Origin of the sequence: Desulfosceptrum tomskiensis (assembly GCF_049818055.1) — a bacterium.
GTDB lineage: Bacteria > Bacillota > Desulfotomaculia > Desulfotomaculales > JASEER01 > JBFLVT01.
Window position 1 is genome coordinate 2,290,674 of record NZ_CP187479.1, and the last position, 17,461, is coordinate 2,308,134.

22 protein-coding genes and 1 pseudogene are annotated in these 17,461 nt (G+C 60.9%); 10 read left to right on the plus strand and 13 right to left on the minus strand.

Features of this window, described 5'->3' with window-relative positions; genetic code table 11:
- Positions 1 to 20 precede the first annotated feature (20 nt).
- The 5 genes from arsM to ACPV0M_RS11670 form a co-directional block, all read right to left on the minus strand.
- A complete protein-coding gene (gene arsM / locus ACPV0M_RS11650) occupies positions 21 to 638 on the minus strand; it encodes an arsenite methyltransferase (RefSeq protein ID WP_425620791.1) in 618 nt (205 codons plus the stop codon).
- 36 nt (positions 639 to 674) lie between these two features.
- A complete protein-coding gene (locus tag ACPV0M_RS11655) occupies positions 675 to 1,046 on the minus strand; it encodes an ArsR/SmtB family transcription factor (RefSeq protein ID WP_425620792.1) in 372 nt (123 codons plus the stop codon).
- Positions 1,047 to 1,379: 333 nt separating this feature from the next.
- Complete coding sequence (locus tag ACPV0M_RS11660; RefSeq protein WP_425620793.1) at positions 1,380 to 1,991, minus strand: manganese catalase family protein; 612 nt, start codon at positions 1,989 to 1,991, stop codon at positions 1,380 to 1,382.
- 38 nt (positions 1,992 to 2,029) lie between these two features.
- Positions 2,030 to 2,287, minus strand: coding sequence for a spore coat protein CotJB (locus tag ACPV0M_RS11665; RefSeq protein WP_425620794.1), 258 nt, complete (start codon positions 2,285 to 2,287; stop codon positions 2,030 to 2,032).
- A complete protein-coding gene (locus tag ACPV0M_RS11670; protein WP_425622207.1) occupies positions 2,284 to 2,523 on the minus strand; it encodes a spore coat associated protein CotJA in 240 nt (79 codons plus the stop codon). Before ACPV0M_RS11670 ends, ACPV0M_RS11665 begins: the two co-directional genes overlap by 4 nt.
- A gap of 285 nt (positions 2,524 to 2,808) precedes the next feature.
- On the opposite strand from ACPV0M_RS11670, the gene ACPV0M_RS11675 reads away from it, so the two are divergent.
- The 5 genes and pseudogenes from ACPV0M_RS11675 (at position 2,809) to ACPV0M_RS11695 (ending at position 6,567) form a co-directional block, all read left to right on the plus strand.
- Complete coding sequence (locus tag ACPV0M_RS11675) at positions 2,809 to 3,243, plus strand: Hsp20/alpha crystallin family protein (protein ID WP_425620795.1); 435 nt, start codon at positions 2,809 to 2,811, stop codon at positions 3,241 to 3,243.
- A 163-nt stretch (positions 3,244 to 3,406) separates the two neighbouring features.
- The gene (locus ACPV0M_RS11680; RefSeq protein ID WP_425620796.1) at positions 3,407 to 3,784 is read left to right on the plus strand and encodes an exodeoxyribonuclease III; all 378 of its coding nucleotides are present in this window, start codon (positions 3,407 to 3,409) and stop codon (positions 3,782 to 3,784) included.
- 370 nt (positions 3,785 to 4,154) lie between these two features.
- Positions 4,155 to 4,394: pseudogene (locus ACPV0M_RS11685) on the plus strand (HD-GYP domain-containing protein); the annotation flags it as partial.
- A gap of 65 nt (positions 4,395 to 4,459) precedes the next feature.
- Positions 4,460 to 6,043 (plus strand): diguanylate cyclase domain-containing protein, encoded by a 1,584-nt coding sequence (locus ACPV0M_RS11690; protein WP_425620797.1) that lies wholly within the window; start codon positions 4,460 to 4,462, stop codon positions 6,041 to 6,043.
- Positions 6,044 to 6,249: 206 nt separating this feature from the next.
- Positions 6,250 to 6,567, plus strand: coding sequence for a DsrE family protein (locus ACPV0M_RS11695; RefSeq protein ID WP_425620798.1), 318 nt, complete (start codon positions 6,250 to 6,252; stop codon positions 6,565 to 6,567).
- A gap of 100 nt (positions 6,568 to 6,667) precedes the next feature.
- Here ACPV0M_RS11695 and ACPV0M_RS11700 read toward each other — a convergent pair whose 3' ends face one another.
- The gene (locus ACPV0M_RS11700; protein WP_425620799.1) at positions 6,668 to 7,666 is read right to left on the minus strand and encodes a metal ABC transporter substrate-binding protein; all 999 of its coding nucleotides are present in this window, start codon (positions 7,664 to 7,666) and stop codon (positions 6,668 to 6,670) included.
- Positions 7,667 to 7,823: 157 nt separating this feature from the next.
- Between ACPV0M_RS11700 and ACPV0M_RS11705 the strand changes: the two genes are divergently transcribed.
- Genes ACPV0M_RS11705 through ACPV0M_RS11715 form a run of 3 tightly spaced genes read left to right on the plus strand, consistent with a single transcriptional unit; the run spans position 7,824 to position 10,641 of the window.
- Complete coding sequence (locus ACPV0M_RS11705; RefSeq protein WP_425620800.1) at positions 7,824 to 8,966, plus strand: YibE/F family protein; 1,143 nt, start codon at positions 7,824 to 7,826, stop codon at positions 8,964 to 8,966.
- Positions 8,967 to 9,899, plus strand: a complete 933-nt coding sequence (locus ACPV0M_RS11710) for a permease (protein WP_425620801.1) — start codon at positions 8,967 to 8,969, stop codon at positions 9,897 to 9,899.
- Positions 9,892 to 10,641 (plus strand): TIGR03943 family putative permease subunit, encoded by a 750-nt coding sequence (locus ACPV0M_RS11715; RefSeq protein ID WP_425620802.1) that lies wholly within the window; start codon positions 9,892 to 9,894, stop codon positions 10,639 to 10,641. The genes ACPV0M_RS11710 and ACPV0M_RS11715 overlap by 8 nt, the downstream gene beginning before the upstream one ends.
- A gap of 14 nt (positions 10,642 to 10,655) precedes the next feature.
- On the opposite strand, the gene ACPV0M_RS11720 is transcribed toward ACPV0M_RS11715, so the two are convergent.
- From ACPV0M_RS11720 to ACPV0M_RS11750, 7 genes are all read right to left on the minus strand, one after another.
- Entirely contained in the window at positions 10,656 to 11,873 is a 1,218-nt protein-coding gene (locus tag ACPV0M_RS11720) for an MFS transporter (RefSeq protein WP_425620803.1), read from the minus strand.
- Between the two features lie 90 nt (positions 11,874 to 11,963).
- Complete coding sequence (locus ACPV0M_RS11725) at positions 11,964 to 12,908, minus strand: bifunctional helix-turn-helix transcriptional regulator/GNAT family N-acetyltransferase (RefSeq protein WP_425620804.1); 945 nt, start codon at positions 12,906 to 12,908, stop codon at positions 11,964 to 11,966.
- A 122-nt stretch (positions 12,909 to 13,030) separates the two neighbouring features.
- Positions 13,031 to 13,378 carry a GerW family sporulation protein gene (locus ACPV0M_RS11730; RefSeq protein WP_425620805.1) on the minus strand — a complete coding sequence of 116 codons (348 nt, stop codon included), beginning with the start codon at positions 13,376 to 13,378 and terminating at the stop codon, positions 13,031 to 13,033.
- On the minus strand, positions 13,371 to 14,060 hold the full coding sequence (locus tag ACPV0M_RS11735) for a hypothetical protein (RefSeq protein WP_425620806.1): 690 nt from the start codon (positions 14,058 to 14,060) through the stop codon (positions 13,371 to 13,373). The genes ACPV0M_RS11730 and ACPV0M_RS11735 overlap by 8 nt, the downstream gene beginning before the upstream one ends.
- Positions 14,057 to 14,488, minus strand: coding sequence for an anti-sigma factor family protein (locus ACPV0M_RS11740; protein WP_425620807.1), 432 nt, complete (start codon positions 14,486 to 14,488; stop codon positions 14,057 to 14,059). Before ACPV0M_RS11740 ends, ACPV0M_RS11735 begins: the two co-directional genes overlap by 4 nt.
- A gap of 2 nt (positions 14,489 to 14,490) precedes the next feature.
- Entirely contained in the window at positions 14,491 to 15,066 is a 576-nt protein-coding gene (locus tag ACPV0M_RS11745; RefSeq protein WP_425620808.1) for an RNA polymerase sigma factor, read from the minus strand.
- A gap of 201 nt (positions 15,067 to 15,267) precedes the next feature.
- Positions 15,268 to 15,627, minus strand: coding sequence for a hypothetical protein (locus ACPV0M_RS11750; protein WP_425620809.1), 360 nt, complete (start codon positions 15,625 to 15,627; stop codon positions 15,268 to 15,270).
- 67 nt (positions 15,628 to 15,694) lie between these two features.
- Here ACPV0M_RS11750 and cas6 point away from each other — a divergent pair, with 67 nt between their 5' ends.
- Both cas6 and ACPV0M_RS11760 read left to right on the plus strand, forming a co-directional pair.
- Positions 15,695 to 16,672, plus strand: a complete 978-nt coding sequence (cas6, locus tag ACPV0M_RS11755; protein ID WP_425620810.1) for a CRISPR system precrRNA processing endoribonuclease RAMP protein Cas6 — start codon at positions 15,695 to 15,697, stop codon at positions 16,670 to 16,672.
- Between the two features lie 137 nt (positions 16,673 to 16,809).
- Positions 16,810 to 17,214, plus strand: coding sequence for a hypothetical protein (locus ACPV0M_RS11760; protein ID WP_425620811.1), 405 nt, complete (start codon positions 16,810 to 16,812; stop codon positions 17,212 to 17,214).
- Positions 17,215 to 17,461: the final 247 nt, after the last annotated feature.

A 17,461-nucleotide genomic window follows, 5' to 3' on the forward strand; every position in this document is an offset into this window, starting at 1 on the left:
TCCAGGAGCGCCCCGCCGATTCACCCGGCCCAGGCGGCCTGGTCTTGGCGGACTTCTTCAGGGAGCGGACGCGTCGCTACCACATCGGCGATGGCGATGCGCCCTCCCGGACGCAGAACCCGGAAAATCTCCCTGATAACCCGTTCCTTGTCGGGGACCAGGTTGACCACGCAGTTGGAAATGACAACGTCCACCGACTCGTCAGGGAGCGGAATCGCGTCGAGCTGGCCCTTCACAAAGGTGACATTGGTCAAGGACGTCTGCTTCAGGTTGGCCCGGGCCAGGCTGAGCATCTCGTCGGTCATGTCGAGCCCGTAGACGTGTCCGGAAGGCCCGACCCGTTCGGCAGACAGTAAGCAGTCGATCCCGCCGCCGCTTCCCAGGTCAAGAACCGTCTCGCCCTCGCCGAGGTTGGCATAGGCTACGGGGTTTCCGCAGCCCAAGGATGCGGAAGCGGCCAGTGTCGGCAGGTTCTGCACCTGGCTGCTGTCATAGTTCCCCAAGCCGAACATCAGCTCTTGCCCTCCGCTGCAACAAGCCGGCGAGCAGCAACCGGCTAAAGACCCCTTCATCACCTGTTGGGCGGCGTTGCCGTAGCGCTCCCGTACAACTTCCGTAATGTCTTTCTCGGCGGCCATACGCGTTCTCCTCCTTGTATGTTAAATCATGCTCAATTAAGGTTTTGTGCGGCCCGCATTGTCGCAACACCACGATGGCGGCAGCGCGGCGATTCTGGACAGGCGGGCGGACTCTTCGGCCATTTCCGGCAAAAGACGCATATCCATGGCCATGGTCTCCTCAAACTTCCGAAACAGGTTCCCGAGAGCCCCCGGTATCAATGCGTAGTAGGACCATATCTTAACCTTGCGCTCGCTTACCAGGCCGGCCTGCCGCAGGACCTTGAGGTGCTGGGAGATCCGCGGCTGGCTCATCTGCAGCACTTCTGCAATCTCGCAGACGCACAGCTCCCTCTCATGCAGAAGACGCAGTATCTTGAGACGCGTCGGTTCTCCAAGGGCTTTGATTCTTTCGGCAAGTTCCCGCAAAAAGAACACCTCATCAACAATTAATGATTTGCTTATATCCTATATTTACGTGTAATACATGTCAAGACCTGACCGGGCGCAGGGTGGCCTTGATGCCGGGGTCGGCGGCCAGGCAGAGCAGGCGTACCCACTTTTTGTGCAATGCTGCTGTGCGTTAAACCTTGGGAAGTGCGGTGGGGTCAGGGCTTAAGTTTCTTTAGTTTTGGCAATCTTCCCATACTCGGCTAGAGTTAGCCCAGGCCAGAGAAAGCCCCCGTTTATTGGATCTGACGGGGGCTTTGGTTTGGTTGCCGAAAGAAGGAACCGGTACGGGTGGGTAAGGAGCGTTAAGCCCTACGAACCCGGCCGGGTCTTGGGTAGGTCGTAGCCCGGCCAGGCGTGGTGCTTGTTGTTCAGGTATTCCTGAACACTCATCAGGCCTTCGCCGAAGCGCTGGAAGTGGACGACCTCCCGCTCGCGCAGGAAGCGCAGGGCGTCTCTTATCCCCGGGTCGGTGGCCAGGCAGATCAAGCGTTCGTAAGTCGCGCGCGCTTTTTGCTCGGCGGCCATGTCTTCGGTCAGGTCGGCCACGGGGTCGCCCGTCGACTGGAAGAAAGCCGCCGTCCAGGGCACGCCCGCAGCGTCCTGCAGGTAGAGGGCGGGACCGTGCTGGACGTAGTGGCCGCCCCAGCCGGCCGCCTCCATCTGCTTGGGGCCGGCGTCCCTGGTCAGCATGTGCACCATCGTGGCGACCATCTCCAGGTGGGCCAGTTCCTCGGTCCCGATGTCGGTGCAAATGGCCTTCGTCTGCCTGGTGGGCATGGTGTAGCGCTGGCTGAGGTAGCGCCAGGAGGCCGAGAACTCGCCGTCAGGCCCGCCGTACTGCGTGATGACAAGCTTGGCGAAGGCGGGATCGGGGCGGCTGACCTTTATGGGGTGCTCAAGGTGTTTGACATAAACCCACATTGCATATCCTCCTTATATTGTTGCTTGGCATATCCCCCTTATATCCCGGTTTCCCAGGGCCATGGCCCGCACGCCCAGGCCCACGGGCTCCCGCTCGGTGCCAAGCCCCAGTTGGAGAGGGGGCCGTAACGCTTCTCGTACTCATCCACCAGGGTACGGAGGCGTTGGGAGCTCTGGTTGTAATCGGCCAGGGCGCGCTGGTCGTTAGGGTGGGTGTCAAGAAAGAGCGTCAACTCGACGATGCGAAATTGCCACCGTTGAATTTCGCGCAGTAACTGATTACGGGTTTGGTTCATCGGCAAAGCCCTCCTCTGAACCGGGTAGCGACATAGCGGGAATAAGCAACGCAAGGCACCACGAATTCGGGACGCCAGAGTGACGGAAACATCGTCCCCCGGGCCAGCGCCGTAGCCGGGTCATAACCCGGGTCGTAATTCTGGATGGGGACGTAAGCCTTAGCCAGTTCCGGATAGGTAGGCAAGGTTTGGTTGACTGACGCCGGGCGGGCGGTGAGATAACGCCGGGAACGCATTGCTGCCACGATTTGAAAGCCTCCTTAATACAATGCTCATTCCAAAACATGGAATAGTTGCTGCCATATTATGGTATAGCACACCCTAACGTGACAAACAGTTGACCGGCTGATGTAGTTTGGTACAGGCAGCATCGTTGGTGGCTATAAGTTTTTTAAGTTTTGTGAAAAATAAGCAAAAAGGATCTTGACAAAAGGGGAAAGTTTTGGGTATATATTAGTCAAGGATAGTAAAAGTCAAAGCTGCCGGGAGAAGCCGATGCTCATCATCAGGGAGGTGTTGGCATGTCGCTTGTCAGGTGGGATCCGTTCCGCGAGTTGTCTGCTCTGCAGCATTCCATCAACAGGTTGTTCGAAGACATTTACCCGCGGCAGGGCAACCTTACCCAGGGGTGGATGTTCCCTGTCGACATTAAGGAGACGCCCGAGGCCATTCTGGTAAAGGCCGAGATCCCCGGCGTGTCCAAGGATGACATCAAGGTAACCTTCGATAACAACGTCCTGACCATTCGCGGCGAGCGCAAGAGCGAGGAGAAGGAAGAGGGCACCAACTTCTTGAGAGTGGAGCGCAAGTACGGCTCCTTCAGCCGCTCCTTCTCCGTGGACGTGCCGGTTGACCAGGAAAAGATCAAGGCCTCTTACAAGGACGGCGTCCTGGAAGTTGTCCTGCCCAAAGGGGCAGAAGACTCCAAAGGAGTCACCGTCGAAATAGAAGGTTAAAACCGGCGTTCCTCTCCCGGCAGCCGGCAGTTTGGCAAGTCGAACTTGAAACTCAGCCCGTTTGCGGCTGAGTTTTTTATGGGCGTGGCGGAGAAGGTTATGGACCGGCGGCAGTGGTACTAATATAGCATTACAGCATTGCCGATAAGGTGGTTAAGAGAAAATGCTCAAGGCAGCCAGCTTCAACGTTAATTCGATCCGCGCCCGCCTGGAACTGGTCCTGGACTGGCTCGCCAGGGAGCGCCCGGACGTGTTGTGCCTCCAGGAGACGAAGGTCGAGGACGGCGACTTTCCGCTTCAGGAATTGCAAAGGGCCGGTTACAACGCGGTGTTTAAGGGGCAAAAGTCGTACAACGGGGTGGCCGTCGTCAGCCCGCATCCGCTCGAAGAGGTGCGCACCGGCATCGGGGACTGGGCCGAGCCCGGTGAAGCGAGACTGATCGCGGTCGCCGTCAGGGGACTCCCGGTGGTAAATACCTACATCCCTCAGGGGCGCGATCCCATTTTTACCGGCCCGGTTTCCCATACGGTTTCCTGGTAACCCGGGTGAGGCCGGGGCCGCTAGCGTTGACCGGAACGGTAATGGTTACCCTGGCCACGCTCAGCCTTACGCGGCTTGGCCTGCAGACGCCGGTGTCTTTTTTGATCCCAAACCTGTTGTTACCGGGCCTGGGCAAGTAATCTTTGGTATCCTTGCGATTTTCGGCGTCGTCGTGTTATGCTGTTGTCGAAAAATGAGGACCGGGAGACCCACATAGCAGGAGGAGAATAAGGACTTATTGCAAAAAGGGCAGGCTGAGGGCACAATCCGCAAGAACCTGAAAACGCGGTATCGTTACGATAGCATCCTGCAAACGCTCAAGGACTTGCTCTGGCGGGGATGCGGGAACCGGCCGGCACGGTCGCGAGGCCACCATGAGAAGTGGGACGGCACGGGCTACCCGCGGGGACTGAAGGGCGAACCGATTCCGCTGGCGGCGCGCATCTTTGCCGTGGTGGACGTGTGGGACGCCTTGAGTTCGGACCGTCCCTACCGGCCGGCCTGGCCGCCGGAGAAAGTGCGCGCCTATCTGAAGGACGAGGCGGGCAGGCACTTCGACCCGCGGGTGGTGGATGTGTTCCTGAAGATCCTGGCGGAAGAAGGAGAATGACAGGCGCAGGATTTTGCTTTCCGAAGTAGAAAAGATGTCCGGGCAAAGTCGCTGTTAAGGGGACGGTGGATTACGTGAACCCGGGCCAGCGAAAAGACGGCCTTCACCGGCTGGTGGACGCTCTACCCGAGGACAAAACTGAAGCGGCCATGAGATTGCTGGAACTTCTGCTCGGGGAAGGCGGCGAACTACTGCCGGAAGGATCGGCGGGGCGACTGAGCCTTCTCGAGCGGATCGTCGATTCCCTCCCGGACGGCGTCCTTGCCGTTGACCGCGAAGGCAAGGTGGTCGTGTGGAACAGGGCCGTGGAAGAAATGACGGGAGTCAGGAAGGAAGAGATGCTGGGCAGGGGCGAATACGCCTACGCCATTCCCTTTTTCGGGGAACGGAGGCCCATCCTTGTGAACATCCTGCTTGGTAACGGCAAGGAGTGGGAGCGGAAGTACGAGAAAATCGAGAGGAAGGGACATGTTCTTGTGGGCGAAGGTTTTGCCCCCTGCGCTTACGGCGGCAGGGGGCTTCATTTCTGGACCCTCGTGGCCCCGATCCAAGACGAGAAAGGAAACCTGCTCGGGGCGGTCCAGTGCATCCGCGACATCGGCGAGCGCAAGAAAATGGAGGCCGAACTGAGGTACTCCAGCACGCACGACGCTCTCACCGGACTTTACAACCGCGCGTTCTTCGAGGAAGAACTGCGGCGGCTGGAAAAGGACCGTTCCTTTCCCGTCAGCCTCATCCTCTGCGACCTTGACGGTTTAAAAGCGGTCAACGACATGCTGGGGCACGAACGGGGTGACGAGCTCCTGCGCCGTGCGGCGAAGGTAATCGCGGGTTGCGTCCGCGGGTCCGACGTGGTGGCCCGGGTTGGCGGGGACGAGTTCGCCGTGATCCTGCCGCAAACGGACCGGAAGACGGCGGAAGAGGTGGTCGGGCGCATAATCGAGGCTGTAGAGATGGACAACGCGCAGCACCCGGATCTTCCTTTGAGCGTCCCCGTGGGGGCGGCGACGGCGGAGGATGCCTCGCGCCCGCTGCGGGAGACCTACAAAGAAGCGGACGACGCGATGTACACGAACAAGCTTGTCGCCGGAAAAGACCCGCGGGGGGCAGTGATCCGCGCCCTCAAGGCGACCCTGGCGGAGAAAGACTTTCACAACACGGAGCGCGTGAAAGAGATTGCCTGTCTGCTGGGAGAAGCAGTGGAGCTCTCGCGCGAAGAAATGGACAATCTCCGCCTTCTGGCGGACGTGCACGACATCGGCAAGCTGGGAGTGCCGGATCACATTCTCTGCAAGCCCGGCCCTCTGACGGAGGAGGAAAGGAAGGAAATCCAGCGTCACCCCGAGGTGGGGTACCGCATTGCCCTTTCTTCGGCCGAGCTGGCGCCAGTGGCGGAGCTCATCCGCCAGCACCACGAGCGGTGGGACGGGCGGGGTTATCCCCGGGGGCTGCGCGGCGAGGAGATCCACATTCTGAGCCGCATCCTGGCCATAGCCGACGCCTACGACGCGATGACGTCGGAGTGCCCCTACCGCGATGCCCTGTCGCATGAGAAAACCCTGGAGGAGCTGAAGAGATGCGCGGGGACCCAGTTCGACCCGCACCTGGTGGAGATCTTTACAGAGTTGATGGCGAAAAAAAGAGGATGACAGCCGCAATCGCGGAACAGCGCCAAAAAAGGTTCGTGAAGCCCCGAAAACGGTAACAGCAGTGGCGGGCGGCAACGCGGGCAGCCGTTCGCTATCCCTGGGCTTGTCCCATCCGCAAGCTGAGTGAAAACAGCGGATTGCCAACGTGCTGTCTTGCATGCTAAGGTGTGAGAAAAGCAGCGGCAATGTGGAGGAGGTGCACAATTGTGCTGATTGGAGTCATGCTGCAGGGTTCTGGCGCGCAAAAAGCTTTTGACTGTTTCCGTTTCGGGAACGCCGCTTTGGTCAACGGGCACGCGGTGGAGGTTTTCCTGATCGGGGACGGCGTGAAGTTTGAGGACATCGACAGCGATGCCTACGACGTTTTTGGACAGGCAGCGGAGTTTGTAAAAAACGGCGGGAAAATCATCGCCTGCGGCAAATGCCTGCAACGACACAACGTCACCTGCGAGCTGGCCCCCCTGTCCAATATGAAAGAGTTCCTGGATCTCATCGCCCGCGCCGACAAGATGCTGACTTTCTAAAAACAAGAGGCCGGATTGTTGTTCCCGGCCTCGGACTTTCGCTGCGGCCGTTTGCTATTTACAGCGAACGGCCTTACCTTATACCCACGATAATGCTGCGCTATTTCAGGCCCTGGACCAATACCGCCGTGTTATACCGGATCAGCTTGAGGTAGCCGTCCCGGTCGGGCAGCCCCGGGTCGCCCAGCGGGTCCAGGATCAGCACCTTGCCGCCGAACTCCGCGGCGATGACCTCGGCCGCCTTGCTGCTCAGCTGGGGCTCGGCGAAGACGGTTTTGGCTCCCGTCTTCCGGGCGGTTTCCACAACTTCGGCCAGCCACTTCGCGGGCGGTTCCTGGCCGGGGAACTGTTCGATGACGGCGGCCTCTTTCAGCCCGTACCTCGCGGCGTAGTAGGTCCATGCGTTGTGGAAGGAAATGAAGCTGCGGTTCGTCAGCGGCACGGTTTGCTGCCGGACTTCCTGGTCGAGGGCGGTCAGCTCGTCCTGGTACTTGCGGGCGTTTTGCCGGTAAATTTCCGCGCCTTCGGGGTCGACCTTGCAGAGCCCTTCGGTGACGGCGGGGACGATGCGGTCGCGGGCGATCACCGGGTCGAGCCAGATGTGGGGGTTGGGACCGCCGTGGTGATGATGCCTGGTTTCTTCGGCTTGCTCCTCATGTTTCTCCTGGCCTTCGGTTCCTTCGTGACCTTCGTGGTGGTGCTCTTCCTCGGCCGGCTCAAGCAGCTTTACTCCGTCCGCGACCTTGACGACGGTCACGCTGGGGGCGGCGGAGGTGACGGCTTTGGCCGCCCAATCGTCGAGGTTCGCGCCTATTTGAATGAGCAGGGAAGCGTTGCTCAGCCTCTTTACCTGGTCGGGGGTGGGCTCAAAGGTATGGGGACTGGCGCCCGGCGGCAGGACTGTAATGACGTCCGCCCTGTCCCCGGCGATTTGCTTCGTAATGTCGGCGAGCGGGAAGATCGACGCCGCGACGATGATTTTATCCTTCTCCGTGCCGGCTCTCGGTCCCGGCTGCTCGGTCGATCCGCAGCCGGCCGCGGCCGCAAGCACTACCGCCAAAAGCGCCACCAGGGTTGTGATCCTGATCCGGGTGAGCATAGGATTCCTCCTACTAAATAATAATATTCCTAACTACACTGATACTACCTGTGCTATGCTAAGTCAAGGAAAAACATTGTCGTATTGGCAGATGAGGTTCAAACCGCCTGTAGTTTAGGTTTCGTTTGAGATTTAGAAGGAGGGAAAGGAGCGGCGTATGGGGTTCAGACTGGTGATTTTGCTGTTGATCGCGGCGCTGGTTTGGTGTCCCGCAGGGTGGGCGCAGGACGGGTCGCAGGACATCGACGAGGGCGAGGTTTTCCGGGCCAGGGTCGTGGATGTCGCCGAAGTGGAGAGCGTCCCGTCTCTGGAACAGCAAACGGACGGTTTTATCAAGGAGACACAGAACGTCACCGTCGAGATCCTTGACGGCCCGTTCAAAGGGCGGGTGCTGTCGGTCGTCAACACCGGCACCGGGCATCTCGCCTACGACATGGTCTTCAAGAGGGGCGACGAGGTGTTGCTGCAGGTGCAAGCGAGCGGGGGCGAGATCGTCGACGCCTATATCGCGGATTACGTGAGGGAGCGCCACCTGGTGTATCTGGCGGTGGCCTTTGTGGTCCTGCTGGCGGCTCTGGGCGGGATAAAAGGGGCTAAGTCCATTGTGGCGCTCGGTATTACCGGCGTCGCCATCGCCACCGTGCTACTGCCCCTGTTGCTCAAAGGCCACAACCCCATCGCCGTGACCGTGCTGGTCGCCGCGGCGGTGACGGCGGTGACCTTTGTGATTATCGGGGGGTGGACGAAGAAGTCGTTGGCCGCCGTCATCGGCACGACGGGCGGGGTCGTCCTGGCGGGGGTGCTGGCCCTGGCGGTCGGCCATGCGGCGCACCTCACCGGCTTCAGCGAGGAAGAAGCCGCCATGCTGATGTACATCCCCCAGGGAGTGGACTTCGACATCAAGGGCCTGTTGTTTGCGGGTATCATCATCGGCGCCCTGGGCGCGGTGATGGACGTGGGCATGTCCATCGCCTCCGCCATGGACGAAATCAAGAAGGTCAACCCGGCGATCAGCCTGATACGCCTTGTGCAGGCGGGAATGAACGTCGGCCGGGACATCATGGGCACGATGGCCAACACCCTCATTCTGGCCTACACCGGCGCGGCTATCCCCCTTATGCTCGTGCTCATGGCCTACCGGACCCCGCTGGTCAAGGTGATCAATTTGGACTTGATCGCCACCGAGGTTGTACGGGCCCTGGCCGGCAGCATAGGATTGATTATAGCCATACCGATAACCGCTGTCGCGGCGGGATTACTCTTGAACCGGGAAGGCGGCGCGTCCGGGAGGAAAAACTGATTGGCGGAGTTTGCGGTCGTTTTTATAAGCATCTTTGTGGAAGCCTTGCCTTTCTTGCTCTTGGGTACGCTGATTTCGGCGGTGGTTGCGGTATTCGTGCCCGATGATTTCATCGCCCGGCTTTTCGCCTCCCGTTCCCGGTCCGCCCTGGCGGTCGCCGTGTCGGCGGGCTTTTTGCTGCCCATCTGCGAATGCGGCATCGTTCCCATCGTCCGGGGACTCATCCGCAAGGGGGCGCCCGTCTACGCCGGGGTTGCCTTTCTGCTGGCGGCCCCCATCGTCAACCCGATCGTACTGGCTTCGACCTACTACGCCTTTCCCGACAATTTCGCCATAACCTTCCTGCGGGCGGGTCTCGGCATGCTGATCGCCCTGGCCGCCGGCGCCTTTTTTCGTACCTTCTATGCGGGAAACCCGCTGCGCGGCGGGATGTACGTCCTGCCGGCGGCCTGCGCCTGCGGTCACCACCACGGCGCCTCCTGCCAGGGGAGCGGCCGGCCGGGTCTGCTCGGGAAGTGCGGCGACGTAATGCTGCACGCCGGCGACGAGCTGATCGAAGTGGGGAAGTACTTGGTGGTCGGCGTCTTTCTGGCGGCGTTGCTGCGTACCGTCTTGGCCCGGGAGACGCTGCTCGCCGTCGGGCAGGGCGACCTGACGTCGGTGGCGGCCATGATGTTCTTCGGCTACGTGGTCTCCCTTTGTTCCGAGGCCGACGCCTTTGTGGCGGCGGCCTTCAACTACTACTTCAAGGCGGGGGCGCTGCTGGCCTTCCTGGTCTACGGCCCGATGCTGGACCTGAAAAACACCTTTCTCTTATACAGCGTTTTCAAGGGCCGGTTCGTGACGACCCTGATCGTCGTCGTGACCGTCGCGGTTTTAGCCGCGGCCTGGCTGGTCAACATCCTGGCGGGGGAGGCGACGGCGCATGTTTAACGCTATGGCCGTTCTGCGGTGCCTGGCGCTCTTGGTTCTGGCCTGGTGGGTCGACGGGCTCGCGGACTCCGGGATGGTTGCCGCCCTGGTGCACCCGCGTTTCTTCCCGGCCGTTTCGCTGGCGGCGGGGGCGCTGTTTTTCCTGGCCCTGTTCCAGTGCCGGCGGTTTACGAAGCCCGAAAAGCTCAATGCTTGGAGTATCGCGGGCCTTTTGCTCATTCTGAGCCCGGTGCTGATCAGCGCCGTGCTCCCCGTCGGTTACCTGGGCGCACAGACCATCGAAAAACGCGGGCTGACCGTCGCACCGGCGGGGGAATACGGCGGGGCGGAGGCGGAAAGGTTTTCTCGCAACGACGCTGAGGGCGTCATCGAAATACGCGAAGAGAACTTCGCCGCCGCCTTAAAGGAGATCACGCACGACAACCCGGCGCGGCACCTGGGCAAGAGGGTCGTTATCAGCGGCATGGTGCACCGGGACAAGGGGATGCGGGACAACCAGTTCGCCGTGACACGCCTGTTGCTCATCTGCTGCGCCGCCGACGCCGTTCCCGTCGGCCTGATTTGCGAGTCCGAGGATGGCTGTCCCGTCGCGGAAGGCGCCTGGGTCAGGGTCGAGGGGACGCTCGGGGAAGGTGTTTACATGCAGAGGCCGCTGACGATCCTAAAAGTCACCGCGGTGGATGCGATCGAACCCCCGCCGCAGCCGTATGTCTATCCCCCCGGTGCTTACCGGCCGGAATGACCGGCTATCCCCTTTCAGCTTGGCGGAACGTTCCTCTTTCCGGCGGGCATGCCGTCCACGCCGACCGCGAGGTAGGTCACGAGCCCGGCCAATGCCATCCCCGCCGAGGCCAAAAACATCCCGCCGTAGCCGGTGAACTGCGCCAGCAGGCCCAGAGCCACGGCTCCAACGCCTATGCCCAGGTCGAAGGACGCGGTGAAGGTCGCCTGCGCGGCCCCGCGCCGGGTGGGCGCGCAAGTCGCGACGGCCAGGGCCTGCAGGGCCGGGTGCAGCGATCCGAAGCCCAGGCCGCCGACGACCGCCGCCCCCAGGAACGCGGCAAGACTGTCAGCCAGCCCCAGGATGACCATCGAAATGCCCAGGAGTAAGAACCCGGGGACGAGCACAACCCTGTGCCCGCAGCGGTCGAAGAGCGCTCCCATTGTCGGTCTCGTCAACAACAGCGTGACGGCGTAGGCCGTGAAATACACCCCGGCGTTAGCGATGCCGTGCTCCGCGGCGTGCAGGGCGATAAAGGTTGCGACGCCGCCCCAGATGAAAGTGGCGAAGGACATCAGCAGCGCCGGCTTGACGGCGGTCGGCTCCCACAGCGCCGGCGGCGGCGCGCCCTGTCCTTTGCGGACCTCGGGCAGGCGAACAACAAAGATCAGCAGCGAAGCCAGAGCGGCGAGTACGGCCGAAGCCCAGAAAAGATTGGGGAAGCCGAAGCGGTTGACGACGGCAAAACCCACGGCCGGTCCGAAGGCCATGCCCAGGTTGGCGCCCAGGCCGAAAAAGCCCATCCCTTCGCCCCGCCGGGGAGGCGGAACGAGATCGGTGGCCGCCGTGGCCGCCGAGACGGTCAGGACGCCCCAGCCAGCGCCGTGCACGACGCGCAGCATCATCAAAAGAGCGATGGAAAGGGCCCAGTTGTAGCCGGCGACGGCCAGCACGAAGACCAGTGTCCCGGCCAGCCAGATGCCCCGCCGCCCGTACCGGTCCAGCCCCAGGCCCGTCCAGGGGCGGAGCGCGACGGAGGAAACGGTGAAGATACCGGTGACCAGGCCGATGACGGCCTGGTTTCCGCCCAAACGGTCGACGTAAACGGGGATGGTCGGCATGAGCATCTGAAAGCTGATAAAGATCGCGAGGTTGAACAGGCAGACGAGGGCGAAATCCCGCGTCCAGAGGGAAGGGCGCTTTTGCGGGGTTCCGTCGGGTACAGCAGGCGAACTGTGGGGGTTTGCGGCCAAAACTAACGCTCCTCTTCTCCAAAAATTGTTGTGACAAGTATATGTCCGCTGCTTACCGGCTGTCAACTCCTCAGTCCGGCTCTAAGGACCTTAAGCCCTTCCCAGGTCGAGGTCCCATCGTTCCTCGACCAAATGCCGCCCCCATACGTCGTGCTCTTTCCTATCGGTTAGCTGAAAGCCAAAGCTCTGGTAAAGATGCCGCGCCGCGTGTAAGGCGTCGAAGGTCCAGAGAAAGACCTTGGCGAACTGTCTTTCCCGGCAAAAGTTCATAGCCTCTGCCATCAGTCTCCTGCCCACACCCCGGCCCCGGAAGCCGGGCTCGACCAGGAACCAGCGGAGCTGGGCCGTGTTGCCGCCCCTTCCGACGATAGCGATGGAGCCGACGATTTGACCGTCATACTCCGCCAGCCACAAACGGTCGGTTACACTGTCGTAGTTCTCCAAAAACTCAACCAGGCCCCGGGCGACGTAATAGTCAAAAGTCAGGTCAAACCCGTACTCTTTGGCGTACAAGACCCCGTGCTGGTAGGCGACGTAACCTATGTCGCCCGGCCGGTGCGTGCGGATGGTCACCGAACTGTCAATGGAACTGTCGGGTTGGCCCGACAAAACGGCTTCTATTCTTGCCATGCTTTTTACCAGCGCTGCCTGCCGGTCTCCGGACAGGGAGCCGATCAGCTTGGCGATTTGCCGATCCGCGCTCTCATTGAGTTTGGCAAGGACGTCCCTTCCTTTTCTGGTTAGATGAAGAAAATGAAACCTCCCATCGCTAGCGGATTTCTCCTTAAAAATAAGGTTTTGCTTCTCAAACTTCTTGAGCATTCTGCTGAGATACCCGGGGTCGATTTCTAAGAGCTCGATTAGCTTGGTGGCAGTGCAACCCCTGGTGTTGGCGATCTCGAAAAGCACGCGGGCTTCGGTCAGGGAAAAAGGGCTGTCAAGGATATGACGGTCCAGCAGACCGAGAATTCTCGTGTAAAACCTGTTGAACCTGCGCACGCGGGCGATCGTCGAGTCAGCCGGGCAACTGGTCATTGGCAAAACCTCCTTGTCCGGAACATAGCACCAATAGTTGACTAAGTCAAGTATCTAACAAAAAAAATAATAAGCCCCTTCCAAGAAGAAAGGGGCTTACCGGTTTAGCGGGACTTACGTTGTTACTCTCCCTCTTCCTGAGGCTTGAACTTGCTGAGCACCTCGGGGATCATCCCGGCCAACTTTTCCAGGGTGCCCTTGTGGGCGAGCGAGTACACCTGCACGTTGTCGCCCTGGATGACCAGGAGCGCTGTAGGGAAGAGCTTCATCCCAGCTCCGCCGCCGCTGCCCTTGCCGCCCTGGTGCTTGTCGTCGTGCCCCTCGCCGCTGCCGACGCCGAACCCCAGGGTCGCGGTCAGGATGGGAACGACCGTAACGCTGCCGCTGACGATGGGCTCGCCGACCACCGTCTTCGTTGAAATCAGGTTTTCCAGGCGGGATACCAAAGCCTCCACGTCTTCTTTAAACATGTTGTGCAACCTCCTTTATTCTTTGACCTTTCTTAAAGACTTTCAAAACTTTCGGCCACCACAGCCTGCGGACCGGCCCGGTCAGCAAGAGGCGGGCCGTAAGCCACAAGATTACAATCGGGACGATACGCGCGCGGACGGTGCCGGACACGTCCAGGACGGAGCCGGTAAAGTCCGGCTCCAGGTCGAGTTTCAGCCGCCCCCTGGGGAGGATAGCCACCAACCCGGCCAGGGCCCCGGTCAGGGCCGGGTCGTCCGTGCCGTAGACACCGTTCAGTTCAAGGTGCAGGTTAAGCGCCCGGACCAGCTTCCGCAGGTAGCTGAGCAGCACGGAGAGCAGGCTTTGGTTCAGCAGGGCCAAGGTTTTAGTAAGGGGAAAGCCCTGTCGTTTGCCGCTGTGTTTCTGCTTTCGGGGTTCCCTTTGCTTTTTCTTGACTCCAACCCCCGGTTTGCCGTGCGGGACGGGGATGGGCAGTCCCGCCAGGCGCAGGGTGAAGGAAGGCTTCCCTCCGGAGGCGGCGATGCTTGCGGCGACTAAACCCCCGGTCCAGGCCGCCTCGCACTGCACCGAGCGATCCTCCGTTCCGAACCGCCCCCGCGCCTGGAAAGTCAACGGGACGCTCAGCAACAATAACGGCAGAAGGATGAAGGTTAAAATGGCTGCCGCTGCCATCCAGCTCATTTCTTGCCGCGCCCCTTCCGGGACAGCACTCCGGCCACGGCCAATCCGCCCCGCACCAGCTTCGGGAGCCCCCGCCCCGTCGTCCGGGCCAGCCTTCCTAGTTGGCGGGAACCCGGCACGTAAGAGGCCGCGGCCAGGACGGGCTGCCAGGCCAGCCTCTGCGCCTCCCACAGGCCCGGTCCGGCCGCGCGCTCCGCTTTCTTCCTGGCTGTTCCGGCGCGGGCGACCACCTGCTGGCGCAGGAAAGGCAGTTCCGGCGGCAGGTCGACGTCTTGCGGCTGTTCCAGCTCCAGCCACAGCAGCTTGAGGCGGGACAGCTCCCGGCGGCAGGCCGGGCATGCGGCCAGGTGGCGCCGCACGGCGCCGGCATCCTTCTCGTTCAGTTCCCCGTCCAGAAAGGCCTGGAGGGCGGCAAAATCACACGGCAACGCTATTCCTCCCATCCGTAGACCCCGACCAGCGCCTGCCGAAGCTGCCGGCGCGCGCGAAACAGGTGCGTCTTGACCGTACCCAGCGGCAGGCCGGCGGTCTGTGCTATCTCCTCATAGCTCAGCCCCTCCTGGTGCCGCAGCACGAGCACCAAGCGGTATTGGGGCGGCAGCCGGCTTACCGCCTCCTGCAGGATCTCGCGCGCATCGCGCCATTCGGCAACGGCGGCGGGGTCTTGTGTCCTGTCCGCCAGGGTGTCTCCCAGCACCAGGTCCTCGGCTATGGGCTGGTCGAGCGAAACGGTCTTAGGTTGCGTGCGGCGCAGGGCGTCCAGGCAGACGTTCACCGTGACCTTCCGCAGCCACGGCTGGAAAGGCCGGTTGAGCTGAAACCCGTCCAGACCGACCAGCGCCTTCCAAAGCGCTTCCTGGGTCAGGTCCAGGGCATCCTCGCGCGTCCCGGCGAAGCGGTAGCAGAGTCGGTAGACGTAGCCCTCGTAGCGGGCGAGGAGGAGCCGGCAGGCTTCGTCGTCGCCCTCGCGGCAGCGCAGGATCAGCTTGTGATCGGGACTGTCCACCGGAGCCCTCCCTATTCAGTCGTCAGTCGTCGGACTCGAAGGAATCACTGCGCGAATTCCAAGATCTTTCGGCCGTGGCTGTCGGATGTCAAGCCTCCCTAACCTTTATTAACCGACTAGCCTTCAAATAGTTTCAGCGGGGCGCCAAATTCTTTAAGATCAAGAAAAAAGCCCCTTGCGTCTCGCAAGGGGCTTTTTTGGTCATCTGTCGCTTCCCTTGTGCCGCGCGCTTGCCCATTCCGGCTTGTCCCCGGAGCTGCTTCCTTGGTCATTCCTGCCTGCGGCCGTCGCTCGGCCGGCGGCGCGCCGGACTGCCGCTCCTGCCCGGCCGTTTCGCACCAGCAATTTTGCCTGCTTTACGCTGCCAAAAGCATATTGCTTGTCGTTGCAACTTTTCGCTGAAAAGCCCGCGACTCCTTTTGGGCTATTCAGGAATAATGCACTCACCTCAAATACCTCTATGGCGAGGAACCTTTGCTCAGCGTTACCGAGCTTGCTGAGCCGGGAACGCATGAAGAAGAAGAGGATGATGACCGGGAATAGCATAATATGCCATTGCAAGCAGGAGTTCCCTGGTTTTTTGTCGAATAACTGTATCCATTAGCAAAAGCAGGGAAGTGTTCCGGGTTTGTCCGCATCGGACTTTGCCCAACTCAAGGACTTCTATTTCGCCCGCTACCGGGTCGTCCTGGAGGCCGGGGAGCGGGGTCTTTTGCTGCCGCCTTACAAGGGCTCGACCCTGCGCGGCGGTTTCGGCCGGATCTTCCGGCGCATCGCCTGCGCCCAGCGCCGTGGCGACTGCCGGGGCTGCATGCTTAAGGAAGCTTGCCCCTACGCCTACGTCTTCGAAACCTCGCCGCCGGGAGACACCCGGGTCCTGAAGAACCTCGAGGCCGTCCCGCGGCCTTTTATTATCGAACCCCCTCTTGAAACAAAGTGCGAGTACGCGCCGGGCGAGAGCCTGGCCTTCGGCCTTGTGCTCATCGGGCGGGCGGTCAGCTACCTGCCCTATTTTATCGTCTGCCTGGATGAACTCGGGCGGGAAGGACTCGGCAAGGGCCGCCGTCCGTGTCAGTTGCGGGAAGTGCAGGCCCTTGACCCGGATGGAGCCGCTTTTACCGTGTTTCGCTCCGACGACCGCACAGTACGCCCTGCTCCTGCCAACATCACCGGCGCCGACATCCTCGAACGTGCCCGCCAGGCCGGCGAATGCACCCGCATCGAACTCGAATTCCTCACGCCGACCCGCTTAAAACACCAGGAACGCTGGGCGAACCGCCCGGACTTCCACATCCTGGTCCGCGGGCTCCTGCGCCGTATTTCGTCCCTGGCCTATTTCCATCATGGCCGGGAATGGCGGGCCGACTTCGCCGGCCTGATCGCCCGGGCTGAGGCTGTTAATACTGTGCAATCAGGCACGTGCTGGGCGGACTGGGAACGCTACTCGGCGCGGCAGGACACGCGGATCGCCCTGGGCGGCCTCGTCGGGTCCGTGGTGTATGAGGGAGACTTGACGGAGTTCTTGCCGCTGATCTTGCTCGGGGAGCACCTGCACGTCGGGAAGGGTACCGTCTTCGGGTTGGGGAAATACGTGGTCAGGCTTTGAAGAGAGCACGTTTAACCGCCGATTCTGAACCGTCCAAAAAAATTTTTTGTACGTTGACAGCTTATGTCCGCGGGGAGGTTTATGATCGGAGCATACAATCAGGCTGTCTCACCTCGTAAATCTTGGGGGGATTGTTCTTGGTCCCGCGACTAGTACGCACCGTCGGAAAGGTCCTCTTTTACACCATCGCCGCAGCCGTTTCAGCCGTCGTTTTTTCACCGCTCATCCTTGTCATGCTGTTAATCCTGATCGGACTCCTTGCCTGTATCGCCGTTCTTTTCGGCCTGGCCCTCGGCCTCGCCGCCATCCCGGCAGCGATCTTTCACTCCCTGTTCGGCCTGCCGTTTGCGTTTTGGATGTGTTTGACGGGCACGGGGGCGGTGCTGATGACCATAGGAATGCTGGCGACGTCCTTCGGTGAAAGCGACCAGACGCCTTCACCTAAGGTGCAGACCGGATCGGGCCTGTCCCCTCTGCTGAGCCTTTTCCTGGGTTTCTGGCTGGCCGGACAGATGTCGGAAAGGGAATGCGGGAAGGGGTGAAGGACAAGGTAATTCTGTTAGGTCAATTCGCTGGCAAAGCCTGATTAAGGTTGTCCCCTATTCATCGGGTCAAATAAGGTGACTTCGAGACTTGGATTCTTTCAGTCTCCTTTTTTACGGAGGTTACAAACAAAATGAAAACTGGCAATGACTATGGCTAGGAATATGGCACTGGTTACGGCGTGGCGAGGCACATCCTACACCCTTTTGCATATAGATATCTTCAAGAATTTGATTAGGGTGTGGA

What these genes read in the sequence shown, in the direction of transcription:
- arsM (WP_425620791.1), bottom strand. Translation starts at nt 638, where the DNA reads ATGGCCGCCGAGAAAGACATTACGGAAGTTGTACGGGAGCGCTACGGC.
- ACPV0M_RS11660 (WP_425620793.1), bottom strand. Translation starts at nt 1,991, where the DNA reads ATGTGGGTTTATGTCAAACACCTTGAGCACCCCATAAAGGTCAGCCGC.
- ACPV0M_RS11665 (WP_425620794.1), bottom strand. Translation starts at nt 2,287, where the DNA reads ATGAACCAAACCCGTAATCAGTTACTGCGCGAAATTCAACGGTGGCAA.
- ACPV0M_RS11670 (WP_425622207.1), bottom strand. Translation starts at nt 2,523, where the DNA reads ATGCGTTCCCGGCGTTATCTCACCGCCCGCCCGGCGTCAGTCAACCAA.
- ACPV0M_RS11675 (WP_425620795.1), top strand. Translation starts at nt 2,809, where the DNA reads ATGTCGCTTGTCAGGTGGGATCCGTTCCGCGAGTTGTCTGCTCTGCAG.
- ACPV0M_RS11680 (WP_425620796.1), top strand. Translation starts at nt 3,407, where the DNA reads ATGCTCAAGGCAGCCAGCTTCAACGTTAATTCGATCCGCGCCCGCCTG.
- ACPV0M_RS11700 (WP_425620799.1), bottom strand. Translation starts at nt 7,666, where the DNA reads ATGCTCACCCGGATCAGGATCACAACCCTGGTGGCGCTTTTGGCGGTA.
- ACPV0M_RS11705 (WP_425620800.1), top strand. Translation starts at nt 7,824, where the DNA reads ATGGGGTTCAGACTGGTGATTTTGCTGTTGATCGCGGCGCTGGTTTGG.
- ACPV0M_RS11715 (WP_425620802.1), top strand. Translation starts at nt 9,892, where the DNA reads ATGTTTAACGCTATGGCCGTTCTGCGGTGCCTGGCGCTCTTGGTTCTG.
- ACPV0M_RS11725 (WP_425620804.1), bottom strand. Translation starts at nt 12,908, where the DNA reads ATGACCAGTTGCCCGGCTGACTCGACGATCGCCCGCGTGCGCAGGTTC.
- ACPV0M_RS11730 (WP_425620805.1), bottom strand. Translation starts at nt 13,378, where the DNA reads ATGTTTAAAGAAGACGTGGAGGCTTTGGTATCCCGCCTGGAAAACCTG.
- ACPV0M_RS11735 (WP_425620806.1), bottom strand. Translation starts at nt 14,060, where the DNA reads ATGAGCTGGATGGCAGCGGCAGCCATTTTAACCTTCATCCTTCTGCCG.